The 18,932-nt window shown below is 67.8% G+C and carries 23 protein-coding genes; 11 read left to right on the top strand and 12 right to left on the bottom strand.

Translation table 11 applies throughout. The annotated features are described in order from the left end of the window. Window positions 1-25: 25 nt before the first annotated feature. A complete protein-coding gene (locus GC106_RS38150) occupies window positions 26-589 on the top strand; it encodes a class I SAM-dependent methyltransferase (RefSeq protein WP_173140657.1) in 564 nt (187 codons plus the stop codon). Here the strand turns inward: GC106_RS38150 and GC106_RS38145 are convergent. The 10 genes from GC106_RS38145 to GC106_RS38100 form a co-directional block, all read right to left on the bottom strand. Next, complete coding sequence (locus GC106_RS38145; protein ID WP_173140655.1) at window positions 586-1,359, bottom strand: enoyl-CoA hydratase-related protein; 774 nt, start codon at window positions 1,357-1,359, stop codon at window positions 586-588. The genes GC106_RS38150 and GC106_RS38145 overlap by 4 nt on opposite strands. Further along, window positions 1,356-2,222 carry an isopenicillin N synthase family oxygenase gene (locus GC106_RS38140; protein WP_173140653.1) on the bottom strand — a complete coding sequence of 289 codons (867 nt, stop codon included), beginning with the start codon at window positions 2,220-2,222 and terminating at the stop codon, window positions 1,356-1,358. Before GC106_RS38140 ends, GC106_RS38145 begins: the two co-directional genes overlap by 4 nt. Window positions 2,223-2,306: 84 nt before the next feature. Beyond that, the gene (gene ehuA / locus GC106_RS38135; protein ID WP_173140651.1) at window positions 2,307-3,077 is read right to left on the bottom strand and encodes an ectoine/hydroxyectoine ABC transporter ATP-binding protein EhuA; all 771 of its coding nucleotides are present in this window, start codon (window positions 3,075-3,077) and stop codon (window positions 2,307-2,309) included. Beyond that, window positions 3,074-3,736, bottom strand: a complete 663-nt coding sequence (gene ehuD / locus GC106_RS38130) for an ectoine/hydroxyectoine ABC transporter permease subunit EhuD (RefSeq protein ID WP_173140649.1) — start codon at window positions 3,734-3,736, stop codon at window positions 3,074-3,076. Before ehuD ends, ehuA begins: the two co-directional genes overlap by 4 nt. After that, window positions 3,733-4,368, bottom strand: a complete 636-nt coding sequence (ehuC, locus tag GC106_RS38125) for an ectoine/hydroxyectoine ABC transporter permease subunit EhuC (protein ID WP_246367774.1) — start codon at window positions 4,366-4,368, stop codon at window positions 3,733-3,735. Before ehuC ends, ehuD begins: the two co-directional genes overlap by 4 nt. After that, window positions 4,368-5,255: an ectoine/hydroxyectoine ABC transporter substrate-binding protein EhuB gene (ehuB, locus tag GC106_RS38120; RefSeq protein ID WP_312873212.1), complete on the bottom strand. Its 888-nt coding sequence runs from the start codon at window positions 5,253-5,255 to the stop codon at window positions 4,368-4,370. Before ehuB ends, ehuC begins: the two co-directional genes overlap by 1 nt. Window positions 5,256-5,317: 62 nt before the next feature. Continuing rightward, entirely contained in the window at window positions 5,318-7,312 is a 1,995-nt protein-coding gene (locus tag GC106_RS38115; protein ID WP_173140647.1) for an ethylmalonyl-CoA mutase, read from the bottom strand. Between the two features lie 93 nt (window positions 7,313-7,405). Then, entirely contained in the window at window positions 7,406-8,272 is an 867-nt protein-coding gene (locus GC106_RS38110) for a dioxygenase family protein (RefSeq protein ID WP_173140645.1), read from the bottom strand. A gap of 60 nt (window positions 8,273-8,332) precedes the next feature. Beyond that, the gene (gene murA, locus GC106_RS38105; protein WP_173140643.1) at window positions 8,333-9,604 is read right to left on the bottom strand and encodes a UDP-N-acetylglucosamine 1-carboxyvinyltransferase; all 1,272 of its coding nucleotides are present in this window, start codon (window positions 9,602-9,604) and stop codon (window positions 8,333-8,335) included. Window positions 9,605-9,661: 57 nt separating this feature from the next. Continuing rightward, a complete protein-coding gene (locus GC106_RS38100; RefSeq protein ID WP_173140641.1) occupies window positions 9,662-10,447 on the bottom strand; it encodes a FadR/GntR family transcriptional regulator in 786 nt (261 codons plus the stop codon). A 199-nt stretch (window positions 10,448-10,646) separates the two neighbouring features. Here GC106_RS38100 and GC106_RS38095 point away from each other — a divergent pair, with 199 nt between their 5' ends. The 6 genes from GC106_RS38095 to GC106_RS38070 all read left to right on the top strand — a co-directional run bounded on the left by GC106_RS38095 (window position 10,647) and on the right by GC106_RS38070 (window position 14,993). Next, the gene (locus GC106_RS38095; RefSeq protein ID WP_173140639.1) at window positions 10,647-11,225 is read left to right on the top strand and encodes a cob(I)yrinic acid a,c-diamide adenosyltransferase; all 579 of its coding nucleotides are present in this window, start codon (window positions 10,647-10,649) and stop codon (window positions 11,223-11,225) included. A gap of 83 nt (window positions 11,226-11,308) precedes the next feature. Continuing rightward, on the top strand, window positions 11,309-12,175 hold the full coding sequence (locus GC106_RS38090; protein ID WP_246367772.1) for a Sco1979 family transcriptional regulator: 867 nt from the start codon (window positions 11,309-11,311) through the stop codon (window positions 12,173-12,175). A gap of 677 nt (window positions 12,176-12,852) precedes the next feature. Then, window positions 12,853-13,089 carry a DUF397 domain-containing protein gene (locus tag GC106_RS38085; RefSeq protein ID WP_037268232.1) on the top strand — a complete coding sequence of 79 codons (237 nt, stop codon included), beginning with the start codon at window positions 12,853-12,855 and terminating at the stop codon, window positions 13,087-13,089. 19 nt (window positions 13,090-13,108) lie between these two features. Beyond that, the gene (locus GC106_RS38080) at window positions 13,109-13,465 is read left to right on the top strand and encodes a hypothetical protein (protein ID WP_173140637.1); all 357 of its coding nucleotides are present in this window, start codon (window positions 13,109-13,111) and stop codon (window positions 13,463-13,465) included. A 200-nt stretch (window positions 13,466-13,665) separates the two neighbouring features. Further along, complete coding sequence (sigK, locus tag GC106_RS38075; RefSeq protein WP_173140635.1) at window positions 13,666-14,256, top strand: ECF RNA polymerase sigma factor SigK; 591 nt, start codon at window positions 13,666-13,668, stop codon at window positions 14,254-14,256. Continuing rightward, window positions 14,253-14,993: an anti-sigma factor gene (locus GC106_RS38070; RefSeq protein ID WP_173140633.1), complete on the top strand. Its 741-nt coding sequence runs from the start codon at window positions 14,253-14,255 to the stop codon at window positions 14,991-14,993. The genes sigK and GC106_RS38070 overlap by 4 nt, the downstream gene beginning before the upstream one ends. A gap of 53 nt (window positions 14,994-15,046) precedes the next feature. Here GC106_RS38070 and GC106_RS38065 read toward each other — a convergent pair whose 3' ends face one another. Together GC106_RS38065 and GC106_RS38060 are read right to left on the bottom strand one after the other, a co-directional pair. Next, window positions 15,047-15,514, bottom strand: a complete 468-nt coding sequence (locus GC106_RS38065) for a DUF2550 domain-containing protein (RefSeq protein ID WP_312873210.1) — start codon at window positions 15,512-15,514, stop codon at window positions 15,047-15,049. A gap of 25 nt (window positions 15,515-15,539) precedes the next feature. Then, complete coding sequence (locus tag GC106_RS38060; RefSeq protein WP_173140631.1) at window positions 15,540-15,908, bottom strand: F0F1 ATP synthase subunit epsilon; 369 nt, start codon at window positions 15,906-15,908, stop codon at window positions 15,540-15,542. A gap of 111 nt (window positions 15,909-16,019) precedes the next feature. Between GC106_RS38060 and GC106_RS38055 the strand changes: the two genes are divergently transcribed. The 4 genes from GC106_RS38055 (at window position 16,020) to pqqC (ending at window position 18,923) form a co-directional block, all read left to right on the top strand. Then, entirely contained in the window at window positions 16,020-16,520 is a 501-nt protein-coding gene (locus GC106_RS38055) for a SigE family RNA polymerase sigma factor (RefSeq protein WP_173140629.1), read from the top strand. Further along, window positions 16,517-17,839 (top strand): hypothetical protein, encoded by a 1,323-nt coding sequence (locus tag GC106_RS38050; RefSeq protein WP_173140627.1) that lies wholly within the window; start codon window positions 16,517-16,519, stop codon window positions 17,837-17,839. The genes GC106_RS38055 and GC106_RS38050 overlap by 4 nt, the downstream gene beginning before the upstream one ends. Window positions 17,840-18,052: 213 nt before the next feature. Then, window positions 18,053-18,151, top strand: coding sequence for a pyrroloquinoline quinone precursor peptide PqqA (gene pqqA, locus GC106_RS38045; protein ID WP_173140625.1), 99 nt, complete (start codon window positions 18,053-18,055; stop codon window positions 18,149-18,151). A 70-nt stretch (window positions 18,152-18,221) separates the two neighbouring features. Beyond that, window positions 18,222-18,923, top strand: a complete 702-nt coding sequence (pqqC, locus tag GC106_RS38040) for a pyrroloquinoline-quinone synthase PqqC (protein WP_173140623.1) — start codon at window positions 18,222-18,224, stop codon at window positions 18,921-18,923. Window positions 18,924-18,932 lie beyond the last annotated feature (9 nt).

Raw genomic sequence — 18,932 nt, 5'->3', positions numbered from 1 at the left:
CGCCGGCGAAATAGCGTCGTCTCCCATGCCGATGAACCTGATCCACCGCAAACTCTGCCGGTCGGACGCCTGGGTCCGGAACGTCCGCGACACGCTCATGCCGTGGACGCTCGACGGCGTGGACCTCGGCGACGACGTCCTGGAGATCGGGCCCGGATTCGGGGCCACCACGCGGGTTCTGGTCAAGTCCGTGCCGAACCTCACCGCGGTCGAGGTCGATCCCGCGTCCGCGCGGCTGCTCACCGAGCAGTTCCCGACGGTGCACGTCATCGAAGGCGACGGCGCACGACTTCCGTTGCCGGACAACCGTTTCAGCGCCGTCACATGCTTCACGATGCTGCACCACGTGCCCTCGCCCGAGCACCAGGACCGGCTTTTCCGGGAGACGTTCCGGGTTCTCCAGCCGCAAGGCCTGTTCGTCGGGCTGGACAGCAGGCCGAATCTCCGGTTCCGGCTCATCCACCTGCTCGACACGATGGTCGTCGTCGATCCCGGCACGCTTCCGCGCCGGCTCGAAGCCGTGGGCTTCCAGGACGTCACGGTCACCGCGACCGAGACGCGGTTCCGGTTCCGCGCCAGGAAACCCTAGTCGGGCCAGACCGGCTTGCGCTTCTCCAGGAACGAAGCCATTCCCTCCCGCGCGCCCGGCAGCTGTGCCGCCGCGGCCATGACCTCCAAGGCGATCGTGTACGCGTCCGCCTCGGGACGGTCGAGCTGCGCGTAGATCGTCTGCTTGCCCAACGCCTTGCTGGCCCGGCTTCCCCGGGTCGCCCTGGCCAGCAGGGCGTCCACCGCGGAGTCCAGTTCGGCGTCCGGCACCACTTCGTTGACCAGACCCCACTCCAGCGCCACCGCCGCGGGCACCGTGTCGCCGGTCAGCACCATTTCCATCAGGCGCTTACGGCCGATGGTCCGCGCCACCGGGACGGCCGGGGTGTGGCAGAACCACCCGCCTTTTCCGCCCGGCAAGGCGAATCCCGCGGACGACGCGGCCACGGCGAGGTCGCACGAAGCCACGAGCTGGCAGCCCGCCGCGGTCGCCAAGCCGTGCACACGGGCGATCACGACCTGGGGAACCGACTGGATCGTGCGCATCAGGTCCGTGCACAACTGGAGCAGCGCGCGCACGCCCACCAGATCCCGCGAGGCCACGTCAGCGAAGTCATGACCGGCCGAGAAGACCGGCCCGGCACCACCGAGCACGATCCCCGTGGCGTCGGAAGAGCCCGCCGCCCGAAACGCCGACAGCAGCTCGGCCAGGTGCTCCGAGGACAGCGAATTGCGCCGGGACGCCCGGTTCATGGTGATCCGGACGGTGTCCCCTTCGGTCTTGACCAGGATGTGCTCGTAGTCGGTCATGCGTCGACGCTAGCCCGCCTCGACAGCGTCGCCAACACCGACAGCCGGTCCTCAGCCTTGATCCGCTGGGTCGTCACGCGTTGTGGGTACCGCCGCATGAAAACGTCCGTGAGGTACGTGCCGTAGTGGACGTAGTCGTGCGCCGGGTCCAGCACCGGCCGCAGGCCCGCGTCGAACGCCGGCTCGTGGAAGTACGTCATGACCAGCTCGTTGTCCGTGTGGACCAGCGCCTCGAGCGAGGTCGTCCGCAGCCGTCCGCCGGTCAGGAACTCCATCAGCTCGCCGGGCGTGGCCGTCAGCGTGCCGTCCTCGACCGTGATCATCAGCAGGCCGTGCGAGCTGAGCTCGTGCGTTCCCGACGGGAACCGCTGGACGAACATGTGGTGCCAGCCGTCCTCGGTCAGCGCGGGCAGCGTCTCGAAGTCCGGCAGCTCGAGGCCGATCGACACCAGGCGCATGAGCTTCTCGCCGATCCGGCCGAGTTCGTCGGTGAACAGCCGCATCGTGCGCCGGTACTCCATGCTCGGCCACGGCACGGGACCGTGGCCTGGCCAGTGCGCGCCGACCCGCACGTCCTCGCGCGGCACGTCCGGGAAGATCGCGAACGTCTCCACGGCGCCCGCCGCGGAGTACCCGGCGTAGGTCAGGTCGCTCACGCAGCGGGACTTGAGGTGGGCGGGCTGCCGGAACACCCCTCCGCTCGCCTCGACGGCGTCCCGCACCTTGCGGGCCTGCCACCGGTCGCAGGAGATCCGGGCCATGCCGTCCGTCCGCCACGCCGTGATCAACTCGCCGGCCAGCCGGACGTCGGACTCACTCCCGCCGACGTGTTCCGGTAGTCCGAACGTACCAACATCGGCCATTGTCCCGCCCTTCCTTCCCTTACCGGGCAAGGGACATACGGGCCGGTGACCACCGGCGGTTCGGACTACCGGCCAGTAACCTTCTCATACTTCCTCGAGGACGGACCGCAGGAAGCCCCGGGTGCGCTCGTGCTGGGGCTCGTTGAACATCTGCTCGGGCGGGGCGTCCTCGATGATCTTGCCCTCGTTGAACATCAGCACCCGGTTGGAGACGTCCCGCGCGAACCGCATCGCGTGCGTGACCAGCAGCATCGTCACGTCACTCGTCTTGGCCACGTCCCGCAGCACGTCGAGCACCTCCGCGGCGATCTCCGGATCGAGCGCGGAGGTGACCTCGTCGAGCAGCAGGATGTCCGGTTCCACGGCCAGCGCCCGCGCGATGGCGACCCGCTGCTGCTGGCCGCCGGACAGCTGGGACGGGTAGAAGTCCGCCTTGCTCTGCAGGCCGACCATCTCCAGCAGGTCGCGAGCCCGTGCCTCGGCCTCGTCCTTCGGCGTGCCCAGGACGTGCACCGGCGCCTCGGTGATGTTGCGGAGCACCTTCATGTTCGGGAACAGGTTGAACTGCTGGAACACCATGGTGACCCGGCTGCGGACCTTGCGGGTGTGCGCCTCGCCTGCCGGGACGAGCTCGTCGCCGCGCCGCTCGTGCCACAGGTACTCGTCGTCGATCGCGATCGTGCCGGAGTCCGGCTTGGTCAGCGTCATCAGCATCCGCAGGATCGTGGTCTTGCCCGATCCGCTCGGCCCGATCAGCGTGACGCGTTCGCCGTTGGCCACGCCGAACGACAGGTCGTCGAGCACAACGTTGTCGCCGAAACGTTTGCTGACCTGATGGAAGTCGATGAAGCTCATGCTGTCGCCATCCCCTTGTACCGGCGCTCCACGATCCTGCCCAGATAGGACAGGACGAGCGCGACTGCCAGGTAGAGCAAGCCGGCCATGGTGATCGGCTCGAACGGGCGGAAGGTCTCCGCGATGATCGCGCGCCCCACGGTGAAGGGCTCGGCGACGGTGATCGCCACCAGCTGCGGGACGTCCTTGAACAGCGCGATGGAGTAGTTCGTCAGCGCCGGGATCGATCGCGGCACCGCCTGCGGAAGGATCACGCTCGTCCACACGCGACGGCGTGGCAGGTGCAGTGCGACGGCGGCGTCCCACTGTCCCGGCGGGACGCCTTCGATCCCGGCCCGGTACACCTCCGAGGTGTACGTCGCGTAGTGCAGCCCGAGCCCGACGATGCCCGCGGCGAGCGGTGACAACGCCAAACCCAGTTGCGGCAACACGAAGAACAGGAAGAACAGCTGGATCAGCAGGGGCGTGCCGCGGATGAACTCCACGAAGAAGCCGACCGGCAGGCAGATCCACCGCTTGCTGCTGCGGCGGGCCAGCGCGAAGACCAGCCCGAGCACCAACGCGGCGACATAGCCGACCACGGTGGCGATCAACGCCGTCAGCAGGCCGTCCAGCAGCAGCGGCAGGATGTCGAGCGCGTAGTTCCAATCGAAGTTCACGACCACGCGACCTTTCGCTCGATCAGCCGCACCATCGTCATGAAGACCAACGCCATGATGCCGTACCCGATCAGCAACCCGCCGAAGACCGCCGCGGCACGGCCGTTGCCGCTCCAGATCAGCTGACCGTTGAACGTCAGTTCCGGAATGGATACCACCGCCACCACGGCCGTCGCCTTGAGCTGCTCGATGACGTTGTTGCCGAACGACGGGATCATCGCGCGGACCGCCTGCGGCAGCACGACCCGCCGCATCCCTTGTGACGGCGTGAAGTTCAGCGCAGTCGCCGCCTCGACCTGGCCGGGCGGAACGGCTTGGATCGCACCACGGACGACCTCACTCGAGTACGCGCCCATGTTCAGTCCCAGCGCGAGGATGCCCGCGAAGGCCGGTTCGAGTTGCCAGCCCAGTGACGGCAACGCGTAGACGAACCAGAACGCGAGCACGAGCACTGCCGCGCCACGGAACAACTCCACGTAGACGAAACCGACGGCACGCAGGAACTTGTTGCGGCTGACCCTCGCCAGCCCCACCGGAAACGCGATCACCAGCGCCAACGCCATCCCGCCGAGCGTCAGCAGGATGGTCTGCCAGGCACCGTACAACAGCAGGCCTAGTTGTGCGCTGGACATCAGGCCTCCGGTGCCGCGCAGAGCTCACGCGCGGTCAGGTCCGTCATCTCGGCCTCGGTGAAGCCGAACGGCCGCAGGATGCGCAGCAGCTCGCCGGACTTCTTCAATTTGGCCAGCTCCTCGTTGAACGCGGCCACGATGTTGGCCTGATCCGGCAGGAAGGCGAACCCGCCGGAGGTGAACTGCGGCCGACCGTCCACTTCGGGCACGAACGGCGTGGTCACCTCCAGCGGCGCGCCGGGGTTCTTGGCCAGGATGTCCCGCAGCGAGATCGAGGTCAGCGAGAACGCGTCCTCCCGGCCGGTGTTCACCGCTTCGAGGCCGCTCGGCTGGTTCTGGTAGGCGGTGATCCGGTTCTCCGGCACGCCGTTGGCGATCGCGTAGTCCTTCTCGGTCGCGCCGATCAGCACACCCAGCCGCAGGTTCTGCTGTGCGACCTCGGCGAACGTCCTGATGCCCTTCGGGTTGCCCTTGGGCACGAGGAACGCCGCGGGCGCGACGAAGTCGGGATTGGTGAACAGGACCTGCTCGCAGCGCTTGGGCAGGATCGACATGCCCGCGCCGATCACGTCGAACAGACCGACCTTCAGCCCGGCGATCAGCGACCCGAACTCGGACGGGATCGGCACCAGGTTGGGCACGCCGAGCCGGCTGAACACGACCTTGGCGACCTCGGCGGCCTCGCCGGTCAGCTCCGCTTCGGAGTTGATGAAGCTGTACGGCGCCTCGTTGGCGAAGCCGATCCGCACCTCGCCTTTCCGTCTGAGCCGATCGAGCAGCGAACCCCCATTCGGCTCTGCGGAGAGATCCACCCTGGTGCAGCCGGGCAAGGCGAGCGAAAGCGCGCCTGCGGCGGCGGCGTGCAGCAGCAGTCGTCGAGAAGCCACCCGCCGACCGTAGGTGGTTCGACCACCCAGGTCAACACGATCTCAAGTGGACAGACGCTGTTTCAGCTGGTCAGGCCGCGAGTTTTCCTGACCAGATCAACGATTCCGGCCATGATCTCGGTGAGCTCGTAGTCCTTCGGCGTGAAGACCCGAGCGATTCCCTTGTCCAGCAAAGCTTTGGCGTCTTCGGGCGGCACGATACCGCCGACGACAACGGGAATGTCGTCGGCTCCGGCCGCACGCAGGCCCTCGACTACCGCGGGCACGACCTCCAGATGTGATCCGGACAGCACGGACAGCCCGACCACGTGGACGCCCTCCTGCACCGCGGCGGCCACGATCTGGTCCGGCGTCAACCGGATACCCTGATACACGACTTCGAAACCCACATCCCGGGCCCGGACCGCGACCTGCTCGGCTCCGTTGGAATGTCCGTCGAGACCGGGCTTGCCGACCAGCATGCGCAGCCGCTCCCCCAGCTCGGCGCCGGTCTGCCGCACACGGGCGCGGACCTGGGCGAGTTCCGTCCCCGCTTCGCCGGTCGTCACGCCGGAAACCCCGGTTGGCGCGCGGTACTCACCGAACACCTCGCGCAGCGCGCCTGCCCATTCGCCAGTGGTCACCCCGGCCTTGGCGCAGGCGAGCGTCGCCGTGACGAGGTTCACATCGGTCTTCGCGGCCGCCCGCAAGGCACCCAGTGTCTCGTCCACTTTCGCCTGGTCACGACCGGCGCGCCAGCGCTGGATCGCGGCGATCGCCTGCTTCTCGACCGCGGGGTCGAGCTGCTCGATGGTCTTGGCGCCCTCGGCCTGCAACGGCGACGGCTCGGTGGTGTCGAACCGGTTGACGCCGACGATGACGTCCTCGCCGGACTCGATCCGCATCCTGCGCGCGGCAAGGGAGCCGACCAGCTGGGTCTTCATGTACCCGCTCTCGACCGCGGCGACCGCGCCGCCCATCGCCTGCACGCGGTCGATCTCCTCGCGGGCGCCGCGCAGGATCTCGTCCACTTTGGCCTCGATCACCGGCGAGCCGTCGAAGATGTCCTCGTATTCCAGCAGATCCGTCTCGTAGGCCAGCACCTGCTGCATCCGCAGCGCCCACTGCTGGTCCCACGGCCGGGGCAGGCCAAGCGCCTCGTTCCACGCGGGCAGCTGGATGGCGCGGGCGCGGGCGTTGCGCGACAGGGAAACCGCGAGCATCTCCAGCACGATCCGCTGGACGTTGTTCTCCGGCTGGGCTTCGGTCAGCCCGAGGGAGTTGACCTGCACGCCGTACCGGAACCGGCGGTGCTTGGGGTTCCGCACGCCGTAACGTTCCAGCGTGATCTCGTCCCAGAGCGCGGCGAACGCCCGCATCTTGCACATTTCCTCGATGAACCGCACACCCGCGTTGACGAAGAACGACATCCGGGCGACGACCGAGCCGAACTCCTCCTGCGGCACCTGACCGGAGTCACGGACCGCGTCGAGCACCGCGATCGCGGTGCACATCGAGTACGCGACCTCCTGCACCGGGTTGGCGCCGACCTCCTGGAGGTGGTAGCTACAGATGTTGATCGGGTTCCACTTGGGCACGTTGGTGACCGTCCACGCCACCATGTCGGTGATCAGTCGCAGCGACGGTCCCGGCGGGAAGACGTAGGTCCCGCGCGACAGGTACTCCTTGATGATGTCGTTCTGCGTCGTGCCGGTCAGCTTGGCGATGTCAGCGCCTTGTTCCTCGGCGACCGCGACGTACAGGGCGAGCAGCCACATGGCCGTCGCGTTGATCGTCATCGAGGTGTTGGCCTCGGCCAGCGGGATGCCGTCGAACAGCTGCCGCATGTCGCCGACGTGACTGATCGGCACGCCGACCTTGCCGACCTCGCCACGGGAAAGTTCGTGATCGGGGTCGTATCCCGTCTGCGTCGGCAGGTCGAACGCGACCGACAGGCCTGTCTGTCCCTTGGCGAGGTTACGGCGGTAGAGGGCGTTCGAGGCCGCCGCCGACGAGTGGCCGGCGTACGTCCGCATGACCCACGGCCGGTCACGCTCGCGGTCAGTCGGGTACGGCATGAGAACCTCCGTAGCGCGGGGATTCCCTGACGGTACTGGCTGGTAACCGCGCGAGATCGTGGACTGACTCACAAATTCGGGAAAGCCGGCCGGTCAGGTCGCGGTGTTCACGCCGACCGTCAGCGCGACGGTGTAACCGCTGGCCAGGTCGCCCGTCACGGTCCCGAGCTGGGACGCGCCCGAATCGTCCCGGAAGACGTTGTCACTGCTCAGGCTCACCCGCCGGAGGCTCGACACGGACTGCTCGTAGCCGGGCTGGGCGTACACCGTTTCGCACACGTTCTGCGGCAGCGCGACCTGGGACGTGGCGATCGCCTTGTCCGCGTCGGTGATGGCCGCCTGGCCGGGGTAGACCTCGAAGTGGACGTGCGGCCAGCGTCCCGGGTAGCAGGCGGGGAAGACGCTGGTGAACCGGACCCGGCCGGAGGCGTCGGCGATCTGCACGCCACGCAGGTAGTTCTCGTTCTGGACGCCCTGCGAGTACATCGAATAACGGCCCTCGCGGTCGCACTGCCAGACGTACACGGCCACCCCGGCGAACGGCGAGCCGCCCTTGGCCAGGTCGGCGATCGTCAACTCCAGCGTCATGGGCACGCCTTCGGCCGTGCCGTTCGGCCCGCCGAAGCTGGACCGGATGTCGCTACGCACGACACCGCTCTGTTCCAGCACGTCGGGGCCGTTGGAGCCGTCGCCCGGGTACGGCCCCGCCGTTTCCTCCGGAATCTCACCGACCGCCGCCGAACCGCTCGAGCCGGTCGGTGTGGTGGACGCCGCCCCTCCGCCAGTGCCGGGAGTGGTGCAGGCGGCCAGTGCCGCGCCGGCCGCGCCGAGCCCGAGGAAACGCAGGGCACGGCGGCGGCTGAAGAGCGTCGCGATGTCGAAGCCGAGGCCCTGGTCGACCACTTCGTCGTGTGGTCGGGGCAAGCGGCGGCCCTCGTAGGTCAGTTCAGGTTCGGTCATGACAACCATGCTCGCGCCACGAGCTATGCGCCGCCTGTGGATAACCTGTTGGTCCGCTGTCTAACGCGTCGGCGCGTCCGTGACGCGCTCGACGTGGGCGCCGAGCCGGTTCAGGTTCTCCACGAACCCCGGGTAACCGCGGTCGATGTGGAACACGTCCCATACCTCCGTCACGCCGTCCGCGCACAGCCCGGCGAGCACGAGACCCGCGCCCGCGCGGATGTCCGATGCCCAGACCGGCGCACTCGACAGCTTCTCCAGGCCGCGGATGACCGCGTGGTGCCCGTCGGTCCGGGCGTCCGCGCCGAGCCGCATCATCTCTTCGACGAACCGGAAGCGGGCCTCGAAGAGGTTCTCGGTGATCATCGCGGTGCCCTCGGACACCGCGCACAACGCGATCGCGAACGGCTGCAGGTCCGTGGCGAAGCCCGGGTACGGCAACGTGACGAAGTCGACGGACTTCGGGCGTTCGGCCATCACCACGCGGAAGGCCTTGTCGTCGTAGACCGTGACCTCGGCGCCCGCGGTACGCAGCTTGTCGAGCACCAGGTCGAGGTGGTGCGGGTCGACACCACGAACGGTCAGGTCGCCTCGGGTGACGGCGGCGGCGAAGGCCCAGGTCGCGCCGACGATCCGGTCACCGATCACGCGGTGCTCGGTCGGTTGCAGCGACTCGACGCCGTGCACGGTCAGCGTCGACGTGCCCGCGCCCTCGATCTTGGCGCCCATCTGCTGGAGCATCGTGCACAGGTCGACGATCTCCGGCTCGCGCGCGGCGTTGTCGATCACCGTGGTGCCGTCCGCGAGGACCGCGGCCATCAGGATGTTCTCGGTCGCGCCCATGCTCGGGAAGTCCAGCCAGATCTGGGCACCGTGCAGGCCTTCGGCCTCGGCGACGACCGAGCCGTGCTCGATCTCGCTCGTGGCACCGAGCTGACGCAGGCCGTTCTGGTGCATGTCCAGCGGACGCGAACCGATCGCGTCACCGCCCGGCAGCGCGACGACGGCACGGCGGCAACGGCCGACGAGCGGGCCGAGCACGCACACGGACGCACGCAGCTTGCCCATCGACGCCGCGTCCGGTTTGTGGTTCAGCCTGGACGGGGTGGTGATGACGACGGTGTCGCCGTCGACGCTCACCTCACAGCCGATGCTGCGCAGGACGTCGGCCATGTACGGCACGTCAAGGATCTGCGGGCAGTTGGTCAGCGTGGTCGTGCCCTCCGCGAGCAACGCCGCGGCCATCAGCTTGAGCACACTGTTCTTGGCTCCGACGACCTCGACCTCACCGACGAGTCTCGCGCCGCCGTGAACCCGGAAGTGCTCAGACACGCACCCTCCTGAAGAGAAGACCCTGGGATTGGCGACAATCGTACGGCTGTCCGATTGTCACTCGGACTGGGAGGCTCCCGCCGCCTCGACCCGCTGCCGCAGGCGCAACATCGGCTTCTCGGCGAGCTCGACGAAGTGGTGCAGGGTCAGCTCCGAGGCACGAGCGCCGTCACCGGTCTCGATGGCCTGCGCGATCAGGCGGTGGTCGTCCAGGGCGCGCTGGCGGATCTCGGTGTCGTACGGCAGCGAGTCGGTGCCGAACGTGAGCTGGATGCGCAGCTGCGAGTCGATGCTCACGTAGTAAGGGTTGCCCGTGGCCTCGGCGACCGCGGAGTGCAGTGTGTGGTCGGCCGTCCGCATCACGTCGCGGTCCTCGGCCTTCTCGTAGGCCTCGACCGCCGCCCAGATCTTGCGGATGTGCTCGTCCCCGCGCCGTTCGGCCGCGATCCCGGCGATCATCGGCAGCAACGAGCGGGTGAGGTCGAACAGCCAGGTCAGGTGCTGCCACCGCGGCAGCAGCATGCTGCGGATGTGCGCCCCGGACTCCGGACCCCACGTGCTGTGCACCCGCACGCCGCCGCTGCGGCCGCGCGTGATGCCCACGTAGCCCAGGGATTCCAGCTGGTGCAGCGCGTCACGCAACGTGGTGCGGCTGACGTTGAGCCGGGCGGCGAACTCCCGCTCCGGCGGGAGTTTCTGCCCCGGCAGCAGCGCGCCGAGCGCGATCGCCGTGATCAGCCGATCCACCAGCTGCTCGGCCGCCGACTTGACCTTCATGGGGCCGGACGGCGCCATGTCGAGGCTCAGTCTGAGGGACGGCCCGTCGCTCGCACGTGTACTCAAAGTCCAACGCTCCCTGCGCAGCCGAGCATCGAACATAGCCCATCGGGTAGCTGTCGCCGATCACTCTAGATGCCGGGAAAGTTAAGGACCAGTATCTGGCCCGATCGTCAGTTTTTCGACGTTCCGCAGTCACAAAGTGGTGCGTGCGAGGCCGTTCGGGCGGCCCGCCGGCATGCCCGGGTCACATAAGGTGCTGACCATGGCCGTGCACCTCACACGCATCTACACCCGGGTCGGCGACGACGGCACGACCGGACTCGGCGACTTCTCCCGCGTGCCGAAGACAGACCCGCGTCTGGCCGCGTACGCCGACGTCGACGAAGCCAACTCGGCGATCGGTGTCGCGGTGGCGGTGGGCGATCTGCCCGACGAGATCGGCACAGTGCTGCGCACCGTGCAGAACGATCTGTTCGACGTGGGCGCCGACCTGTGCAACCCGATCGTCGAGAACCCGAAGTACGAGCCGCTGCGGATCAAGCAGGCGTACATCGACCGTCTCGAAGGCTGGTGCGACGAGTTCAACGGCAGGCTGCCGAAGCTCGAGTCGTTCATCCTGCCTGGCGGAACGCCCGGCGCGGCCTACCTGCACGTGGCCCGGACGGTAACGCGACGAGCCGAGCGCGCGACATGGGCGTTGATCGAAGTCGATGCCGAACGGACGAACGTGCTGGCCGCGAAGTACCTCAACAGGCTGTCGGACCTGCTGTTCATTCTCTGTCGCCTGGCGAACCCGGACGGTGACGTCCTGTGGCAACCGGGTGGTGCGGGAATCGAATAGCGGGGACATGCGCGCTTTGTGTTCCTTTTGGTCTTAGAGTGTGTGGCTGCGAGCAGCAGGGGCGAACCGGCGAGGAGGTGACCATGCCCACGGGTGAGCCCGCCGGTAGTGGTCCCACCGCACGCCGGATGGTGCTGGGCAGCCAGTTGCGCCGGTTGCGCGAGGCCAAGGGCATCTCACGCGAGGACGCCGGCTACGCGATCCGCGGCTCCGGCTCGAAGATCAGCCGGGTCGAACTCGGCCGCGTGAGCTTCAAGGAACGCGACGTCGCGGACCTGCTGACGCTCTACGGCGTGACCGACGAGACGGACCGGGAGATCTTCCTCGGCCTGGTCCGCGAGTCGAACCAGCCAGGCTGGTGGCAGCGCTACAACGACCTGATGCCGCACTGGTTCCAGGACTTCGTCGGTCTCGAGGAGTCGGCCTCCCGGATCCAGACCTACGAGGTCCAGTTCATCCCGGGCCTGCTGCAGACCGAGCAGTACGCCCGCGCGGTGATGCTCCGCGGCCGGCCCGACGCCCCACCGGAGGAGATCGACCGGCGAGTCACCCTGCGAATGCAGCGGCAGCGACTGCTGGCCTCGCCGCAGGCGCCCCGGCTGTGGGCGGTCATCGAGGAAGCGTGCATCCACCGCCAGATGGGCGGCCGCAAAGTCCTGCGTGAGCAACTGGAGCACCTGCTCGACCTGACCAGGATGTCGAACATCTCACTGCAGATCCTGCCGTTCGAACTCGGCGGATCAGCCGCGGAGACGCCCTTCACGCTGTTGCGGTTCGCCGAACCGGAACTCCCGGACATCGTGTACCTCGAACACCTCTGCGGAGCGCTCTACCTGGACAAGACCGACGAGGTCGAGGTCTACAACAAGGCCGCACACCGCCTGGTCGTCGAAGCGGAGACGCCGGAGCAAACCCGCAGGACGATCTCCAAAGTCCTGAAGAACCTGTAACCCGGCCTCGCCCGCCGACACGGCCCCGCGTCTTGTGCAGCCCTGGCGCGTGAGCCCGAAGGACCGCTTCCACACAGCCGCGAAGCCCTCGCACCCCGGCCGGGAAGCCGTACCACCACCACATCCACCCGGTCAGCCCAAATCAGCCCCGACGAACCCCAAGATCAACATCCCCGGACCAGCCCCCACCCATCCCAAGGGGGTGGGGACTCCCCAAGCATCAATTCTACCGGTGAAGATGGCCGTGAGCTGCGGAAACAAGGGGCGAGTCGGTGCGAACGGCCCGTTCGCGCGGACTGTTATGGCGGCGTGACCAACCAAAGGCCGACGTCAGCCGTGCAAGGGGTGTGCACGTTCGGGCAGCGACGCGTCGATCACGGCCCCGAGTCCGCCCGCGACACGCCCGACTGTCATCATTGTTCGGCAGTCGCGACGGTTATGTGTGGCACGAATTAGGCCGTACGGGGCCGTAGGAATGCAATCGATCTCACGGTGTGCGACCAGCGACTACTCGCTGTCGACAAAATCCACCAAGATCACTGTCGAGATGGCCAAGTGTGAATTACGTGCAGATGCACGTGCATGCGCACGGGCACCGGCCCGTGCTACCTTGCTTGTGCACGAAGATCCAGACGTGCCGCCGCCAGGGCAAGTCGGGGAAAAGGTGGGAGCACTCCATGACGGCTGTACACAACGGGGTTTCCGCAGACCGCCTAGGCGGCGTCGATTGGCGACGCAGCCGGATGAGCGGAGCGGTCGGTAACTGTGTCGAGGTCGCGACGCTCGAGTCTGGCGAGATCGCGGTCCGCAACTCCAGGTTTCCCAACGGTCCCGCACTGATCTACACGCGGGCCGAGATGGCCGCCTTCCTCGCGGGTGCGAAGGACGGCGAATTCGACGACGTCCTGTTGTGACTCTGACGAAGGTGGCGACATGGACGACTTCGATGCGCAACTCAGGGAGCTGATCGCCCGAGGGTTCAGCTTCGCGCACCCGCGCGACGCCACGGGGGAGGTGGCCGCCGTCGTCGGCGTGCGTGTCCACCATGGCGTGGTCGACGTAGTGCAGATCTACGGTGAGCACGATGCCGACGCCACCCGTATCCCGGGTGACGAGATGGACATCTTCTTCCCGTACAAGGTTTTCTGGCGTGCCAGCGGCTCGTCCGCCGAGGTCGTCAAGGAATTACTGGCCCTGCCGGATCCCGAGCCCGGGGACGTCCCGAAGGTCAACGGGTGCTGGGTTCCGGCCCGTCCTGGCAGGTCGAAATGGCTGTCCGCGTCCGCGTGAGCCCCACGGTGCTGCCTCGAGAGGGCAGCTCGGGTCCGCGCGCGTTCATCAGGGAACTGGGTGTCAGACTTGCCGCAGGGGTGACTCGACTGAGTCGCTCCCGCGGCGCCAAAACGAACCACTAGCCTCTCCTACCAATCCGTTCGTGCGCCGGATGCGAATCATCTGGCGTGCGGGCTGAGGTACGAGGAGGGGTGGGCATGCGGGAACGGGCGCAGCGGTCACGGGAACCCGGCGGGCCGCGACCGGCCACCCTGGATGACTTGCTGCCGCGCGTCGCCCGGGGGGACGAAGTCGCCTTCGAGCAGCTCTACCGCCACCTCTCGGCGCCGATTTTCGGCCTGGTGCAGCGGGTCCTGCGGGATCCCGCGCAGTCGGAAGAGGTCGCGCAGGAGGTCTTCATCGAGCTGTGGCGTTCGGCGACCCGCTACAGCCCGGACCGCGGTTCGGTGCAGTCGTGGGCGATGACCATCGCGCACCGCAAGGCCGTCGACCGGGTCCGCTCCGCGCAGGCGAGCAGTGACCGGGACACCCGTGCCGCACGCGCCGAGACCGCGCGTCCCTTCGACGAGGTCACCGAGGTCGTGGCCGGGCGGATGGAACGCGAACAGGTCCGCCGATGTCTCGGCACACTCACCGATCTGCAACGCGAGTCGGTCATGCTCGCGTACTACCAGGGCTACACCTATCGGGAAGTCGCGCACCTGCTTGACTCACCCCTTGGCACGGTCAAAACACGATTGCGGGACGGGCTGATCAGGCTGCGTGACTGCATGGGGGTGACGGCGTGAACAACGATGTGCACACCCTGACGGGTGCCTACGTGCTGGACGCGCTGTCCGAAATGGAGCGCCGGGCGTTCGAGGACCACATGGCCGGATGCCCCGCCTGCCACCAGGAAGTCGCCGAACTGCGGGAGACCACCGTGCGCCTCGGCACCGCGGCCGCCGCTGTCCCGCCGCCGCAGCTGTGGCACAAGGTGCACGCGGCGATCGGCAACACCCGCCAGCTTCCGCCGTTCTCCGTCAACGAGCCGGCCCGGCTGCGGTCGAAGCGCCGGGCTTCGCGTGTCGCGGTGTTCGCCGCGGCGGCGAGCATCCTGGCCGCGGCGGGCCTGGGCGTCGGCTGGATGGTCACGAACAACGACCTTCAGGACGAGCTGGCGCAAAGCCAGACCGAGCTTTCCCGGCTCCAGGCGTTGTTGAGCGCGCCGGACTCAAAGGTGGTCAAGGGCGACCTACAGGGCGGCGGCACAGCGACAGCGGTCCTTTCGCCGAGCCGCAACGCCATGGTGACAATGCTGCGGGACGCGCCGCCGTTGTCTGGGACGTCGGTCTACCAGCTGTGGTACGTCCGCGACGACGGTCCGCCTGTCCCGGCGGGAAGTTTGGCGAGCTCCAACGGCGCGATCCCGTCCAACGACCTGACACCGGCTCAGGGAGCCACCAAACTGGCGATCTCGGTCGAGCCCGCCGCCGGTGCGACGGCCCCCGGCCCGAACATCGTCGCAGCGATTTCCCTGGTCTAGCCTCGTGAGTGTTTATCCGGGTTAGAACACGGATAAACGCTCACGACTGGTTTTCAGGAGGCGTACGGGAGGCGGCGGCCGGGAGGTGCCGACTCCAGCCAGGAGAGGAAGCCGGTCAGCGCGTCCGGGGTCATCGCGATCTCGACGAGAGTGTCCGGTCCGCCGTAGGCGCGCTTGCTGCGCGGCGGGTCCAGTTCGGCGCGGCAGCGCAGGATGACGGCGCCGTTCGGCACGCCGTAGAGCTCTTGGGCTTCCGGTTCACGACGGTCGTCGATCTCGAAGCCGTCGCGCTGGATGATCCTGTTCGGGCCGTTACGCAGGCTCAGCGCGCGGTACCAGGTGAACTCGTCACCGTGATACCGCGCCACGCCGAGGTGCCAGCCTCGCGGATTGTCCAGGTGCGTACGCAGGGCGACGTTGATGCCGCCCATCCGGATCAGTCTGACCCGGCGGACACCCAGCAAGATCAATGTGGCGGCCGCGACCGCCAGGAGCGTTCCGATGAACCAGAGGATCTCCACGGCCGCTCCCGCCCAGTCCCGCGGATCAGACCGTCTGTCCGGCGGCGCGCACTCGGGCCTCTGCTCTCGCCCGCTCGTCCGCGTCCTGGGCCGCGGCTACCTCGGCCCGCGCCTGGTCGATGTCGATCTCGTCGGCGAGCTCGGCGTTCTCGGCGAGAATGCTGACGCCGTCACCCGTGACGGAAAGGAAGCCGCCCTGCACCGCGGCGATGACCGTGTCGCCGTCCACCGTGCGGATCTTGACGACACCACCCTCGACGAGCTGGCCGAGCAGCGGTTCGTGGCCGGGCAGCACACCGAGCTCACCCTCGATGGTCTGCGCGATGACCATCGTCGCTTTGCCCGACCAGAGCCGGCGCTCGACGGCGACAAGTTCAACGGAAATCTCGGCCACGCGTTTCTCCTTCGTGTCCCCTTGGCGGCCAGTCTAAACGGCAGGCGTTCGCAACCTCGACGCCCCTCCCGGTGTGAAGCGGGTCAAGGATGGCGTTAAGGGGGTTGCCGGGTGCCTGACAAGGGTGACTTCGAGCAGTTCGTGGCGGGCCGGTCGGCGGTGCTGCTGCGCACGGCGTACCTGCTCTGCGCGGGTGACCGGGGTGCCGCCGAGGACCTGCTGCAAGAGGTGCTCGAACGGATGTACCCGAAGTGGAAACGGATCAAGGGCGAGCCGGAGGCGTACGCGAGGGCCGCGCTGGCGAACGCGTCGGCGAACCGATGGCGCCGACGATCCAGGCGCGTACATGAGACACCGCTCACAGACACGACGCACACGGCGGTGAACGGCCCGGAGAAAGAGGTGCTCGACCGCGACGAGGTCGTGCGCGCTCTGGGCGGCCTGCCGGAACGCATGCGCGCGGTCCTCGTACTGCGCTTCTACGACGACTTGAGCGAGGCGGACACGGCCTGCGCGCTGGGGTGCAGCGTCGGCACGGTCAAGAGCCAGACATCGAGGGGCCTGACCAGGTTGCGGGAGTTGCTGGACGAGCACATCAGGAGCAAGCCATGAACACGGAAGAACTGAAGGCGGCGCTGCGTGGTGCGACGGTCGAGCTCGAACCGCGCCCGACGCTGACGGCCGACGTGATGCGCGGCGGCGTACGGCGCCAGCGCGTCCGCAGGATCACCGTCGCCGCCACGACCTTGGTCGCCGTCGCGGCCGTCAGCACGACAGCGTCCGCCGGCTGGCAGTTCCTGTCAGAGCCGACGCAGGTCGCGACCGACCCGAGGATGACCAAGCCGACTCGGGGCGATCTGGCCCAGGACGCGGCCTTCCTCGAAGAGGTGATCGAGGCGTGGGAGGACAAACCCAGAGAACCAGTCGACAAGGTGGTGACGAAGCCGCATGTGTACTGGGCGGGCACCACGCCCGCGGGCCGCGCGGCCGTGGTGATGCAGGAGACCGCCACCCACGAGACCGTTCGTGGGCTGGTCGGCATCAGCCAGCGGAGCGGCGAGCTGGAACTGCTGATCCTCGACGAACCCATGCCGCGCGAAGGCAAGGACAAGGCCTACAAGTTCGGGCCGGAGGACCGCGTCGTGCTCGCGCTGGAAGGCGAGCAGCCGCAGTTCGTCTCGGACAAGGTCACCTACGACAACCCGGACGGCCTGGCGGACCGGGATTGGCGCCCGATGCGCGAGGCGGACGGCGTGCTGCTGGCCGAACTCCCGCCCGGCACCGGCCCGATGGACGGCAATGTCATCGCGGGCGACCCGAATGACGGCGTCACCGAAGACGAGATCGTCGACACCTACAACGCCGACGAGGCCCGGATCTTGGCGCTCAAGCACACCTACAGTGGCCTCGACTGGGGCACGGCACAGGGTGGGGTCCACCTGATGTGGGCGCAGCCGGGGCAACCACCCGCGCACTGGAACGACTCTCCCTGGCTGTCCGAGCGCTGGCAGAAGGCACTGGCGAAGACGGACGTGATCGACCCGGCGCAACGCCATCTCTCCGGGTCCCACACGTGGTACGTCTCGGTGGCGGGGACAGCTTCGCAGCAGTACGTGATCAGCGAGCACGTGACACTCCACAGTGGACCGACCCGGCTCTACGCGGTGACCATCACCGCCGAGGGCAAGCACGGCGAGGTGTACTCACTTGGCCCGACACAGAAGGGCAGCCCACTGCCCGTGCTGGTCACCTTGCCCGACAAGAGCGGGAAGCTGGCGGTGGCCAAGGGTGCGACGCTGAGCTATCGGACCACAAAGGACGGTGCGTGGCTGGAGAACGTGCACGAGGCACTGCGAGTGCCGAACGACGCTGTCGAGATCAGGGTGTCGTACCCCGGCAAGGAGCCCGCGATCGTCCCGGCGGCCCGCTGATCGACCGGGCCGACCCGGCCCGGAAACATCCGATCACTGGCGTCACACTCGGTGACAGGATCGCGGGCCGGTACTCCATTGACAGGGATCGCCGTGCGGAAACGCTGGGAGGCCTAGCCTTGTCGGCCGTTCAGCTCCTACGCTCGTGATGCACGACGCAAACCTTTGGTGACGATCCATGCCGGACCGTCCGAGGAATCGAGGAGTGCACAGATGATCGAGAACACCGAGCGCGAGGTCTGGACCACGCCGGACTTCGTCGAGTACGAAACGCCGATGGAGATCACGGCCTACGCGGCACGGATGGACTGACCGGTCCACGGGCGAGGGCCGGCCCTACCGCGGCCCTCGCCCCTCCACCCCCGCGCATGGAGGAAACGCAATGTCCACTCCGGACTCACCGCTGTCCGCCGGCGACTTCGTCGAGGCCTTACGCGGCCTGTCGCACCGCTACTGGGGAACCCATCCCTTCCACCGCAGACTGCACGACGGCAGCCTGTCGGAGTTCGAGCTTCGCACGTGGGCGGCCAACCGCTGGTACTACCAGAGCATGCTGCCGCAGAAGGACGCGGCGATCATCAGCAACTGTCCCGTGCCACGAATCCGTCGTGACTGGCTGACCAGGATCGTCTACCACGACGGTGCGGCCGAGGGCGAAGGCGGACGCGAGAGGTGGCTGCGGCTCTGCGAAGCGGTCGGCCTGACCAGGGAAGAAGTCCTCGACGAGCGGCATGTCGCGCCCGGCGTGCGGTTCGCCGTCGACGCTTACGTGACCTTCGCACGCACCAAGCCGTGGGTCGAGGCGATCGCGTCCGGCCTGACCGAGATGTTCTCCGGGCACCTGATGCGCCAGCGTGTCGCCGACATGTTGGCGAACTACCCGTGGATCCGCCGTGAGGACCTGGCGTACTTCACCAACCGGATCGACGCGGTGTCCGGCGAGGGACAGGCCACAGCGGACATCGTGGTCGAGTACTGCCGGACCCGTGCCGAGCAGGAGAAGGCCATCGCCGCTCTGTCGTTCAAGTGTGACGTGCTGTGGTCCATGTTGGACGCGGTCGAGCGCGCGGCGAGGAAGGAGTGAGCCGATGTC

The organism is Kibdelosporangium persicum, from assembly GCF_013280595.1.
Classification (GTDB): Bacteria; Actinomycetota; Actinomycetes; order Mycobacteriales; family Pseudonocardiaceae; genus Kibdelosporangium; species Kibdelosporangium persicum.
The sequence above is the reverse complement of the archived record's forward strand: the minus strand, read 5'-3'. Positions and strand labels throughout refer to the sequence as shown.

What these genes read in the sequence shown, in the direction of transcription:
- GC106_RS38150 (WP_173140657.1), top strand. Translation starts at nt 26, where the DNA reads ATGCCGATGAACCTGATCCACCGCAAACTCTGCCGGTCGGACGCCTGG.
- GC106_RS38145 (WP_173140655.1), bottom strand. Translation starts at nt 1,359, where the DNA reads ATGACCGACTACGAGCACATCCTGGTCAAGACCGAAGGGGACACCGTC.
- GC106_RS38140 (WP_173140653.1), bottom strand. Translation starts at nt 2,222, where the DNA reads ATGGCCGATGTTGGTACGTTCGGACTACCGGAACACGTCGGCGGGAGT.
- ehuA (WP_173140651.1), bottom strand. Translation starts at nt 3,077, where the DNA reads ATGAGCTTCATCGACTTCCATCAGGTCAGCAAACGTTTCGGCGACAAC.
- ehuC (WP_246367774.1), bottom strand. Translation starts at nt 4,368, where the DNA reads ATGTCCAGCGCACAACTAGGCCTGCTGTTGTACGGTGCCTGGCAGACC.
- GC106_RS38115 (WP_173140647.1), bottom strand. Translation starts at nt 7,312, where the DNA reads ATGCCGTACCCGACTGACCGCGAGCGTGACCGGCCGTGGGTCATGCGG.
- GC106_RS38110 (WP_173140645.1), bottom strand. Translation starts at nt 8,272, where the DNA reads ATGACCGAACCTGAACTGACCTACGAGGGCCGCCGCTTGCCCCGACCA.
- GC106_RS38095 (WP_173140639.1), top strand. Translation starts at nt 10,647, where the DNA reads ATGGCCGTGCACCTCACACGCATCTACACCCGGGTCGGCGACGACGGC.
- GC106_RS38090 (WP_246367772.1), top strand. Translation starts at nt 11,309, where the DNA reads ATGCCCACGGGTGAGCCCGCCGGTAGTGGTCCCACCGCACGCCGGATG.
- GC106_RS38085 (WP_037268232.1), top strand. Translation starts at nt 12,853, where the DNA reads ATGACGGCTGTACACAACGGGGTTTCCGCAGACCGCCTAGGCGGCGTC.
- GC106_RS38080 (WP_173140637.1), top strand. Translation starts at nt 13,109, where the DNA reads ATGGACGACTTCGATGCGCAACTCAGGGAGCTGATCGCCCGAGGGTTC.
- sigK (WP_173140635.1), top strand. Translation starts at nt 13,666, where the DNA reads ATGCGGGAACGGGCGCAGCGGTCACGGGAACCCGGCGGGCCGCGACCG.
- GC106_RS38050 (WP_173140627.1), top strand. Translation starts at nt 16,517, where the DNA reads ATGAACACGGAAGAACTGAAGGCGGCGCTGCGTGGTGCGACGGTCGAG.
- pqqA (WP_173140625.1), top strand. Translation starts at nt 18,053, where the DNA reads ATGATCGAGAACACCGAGCGCGAGGTCTGGACCACGCCGGACTTCGTC.
- pqqC (WP_173140623.1), top strand. Translation starts at nt 18,222, where the DNA reads ATGTCCACTCCGGACTCACCGCTGTCCGCCGGCGACTTCGTCGAGGCC.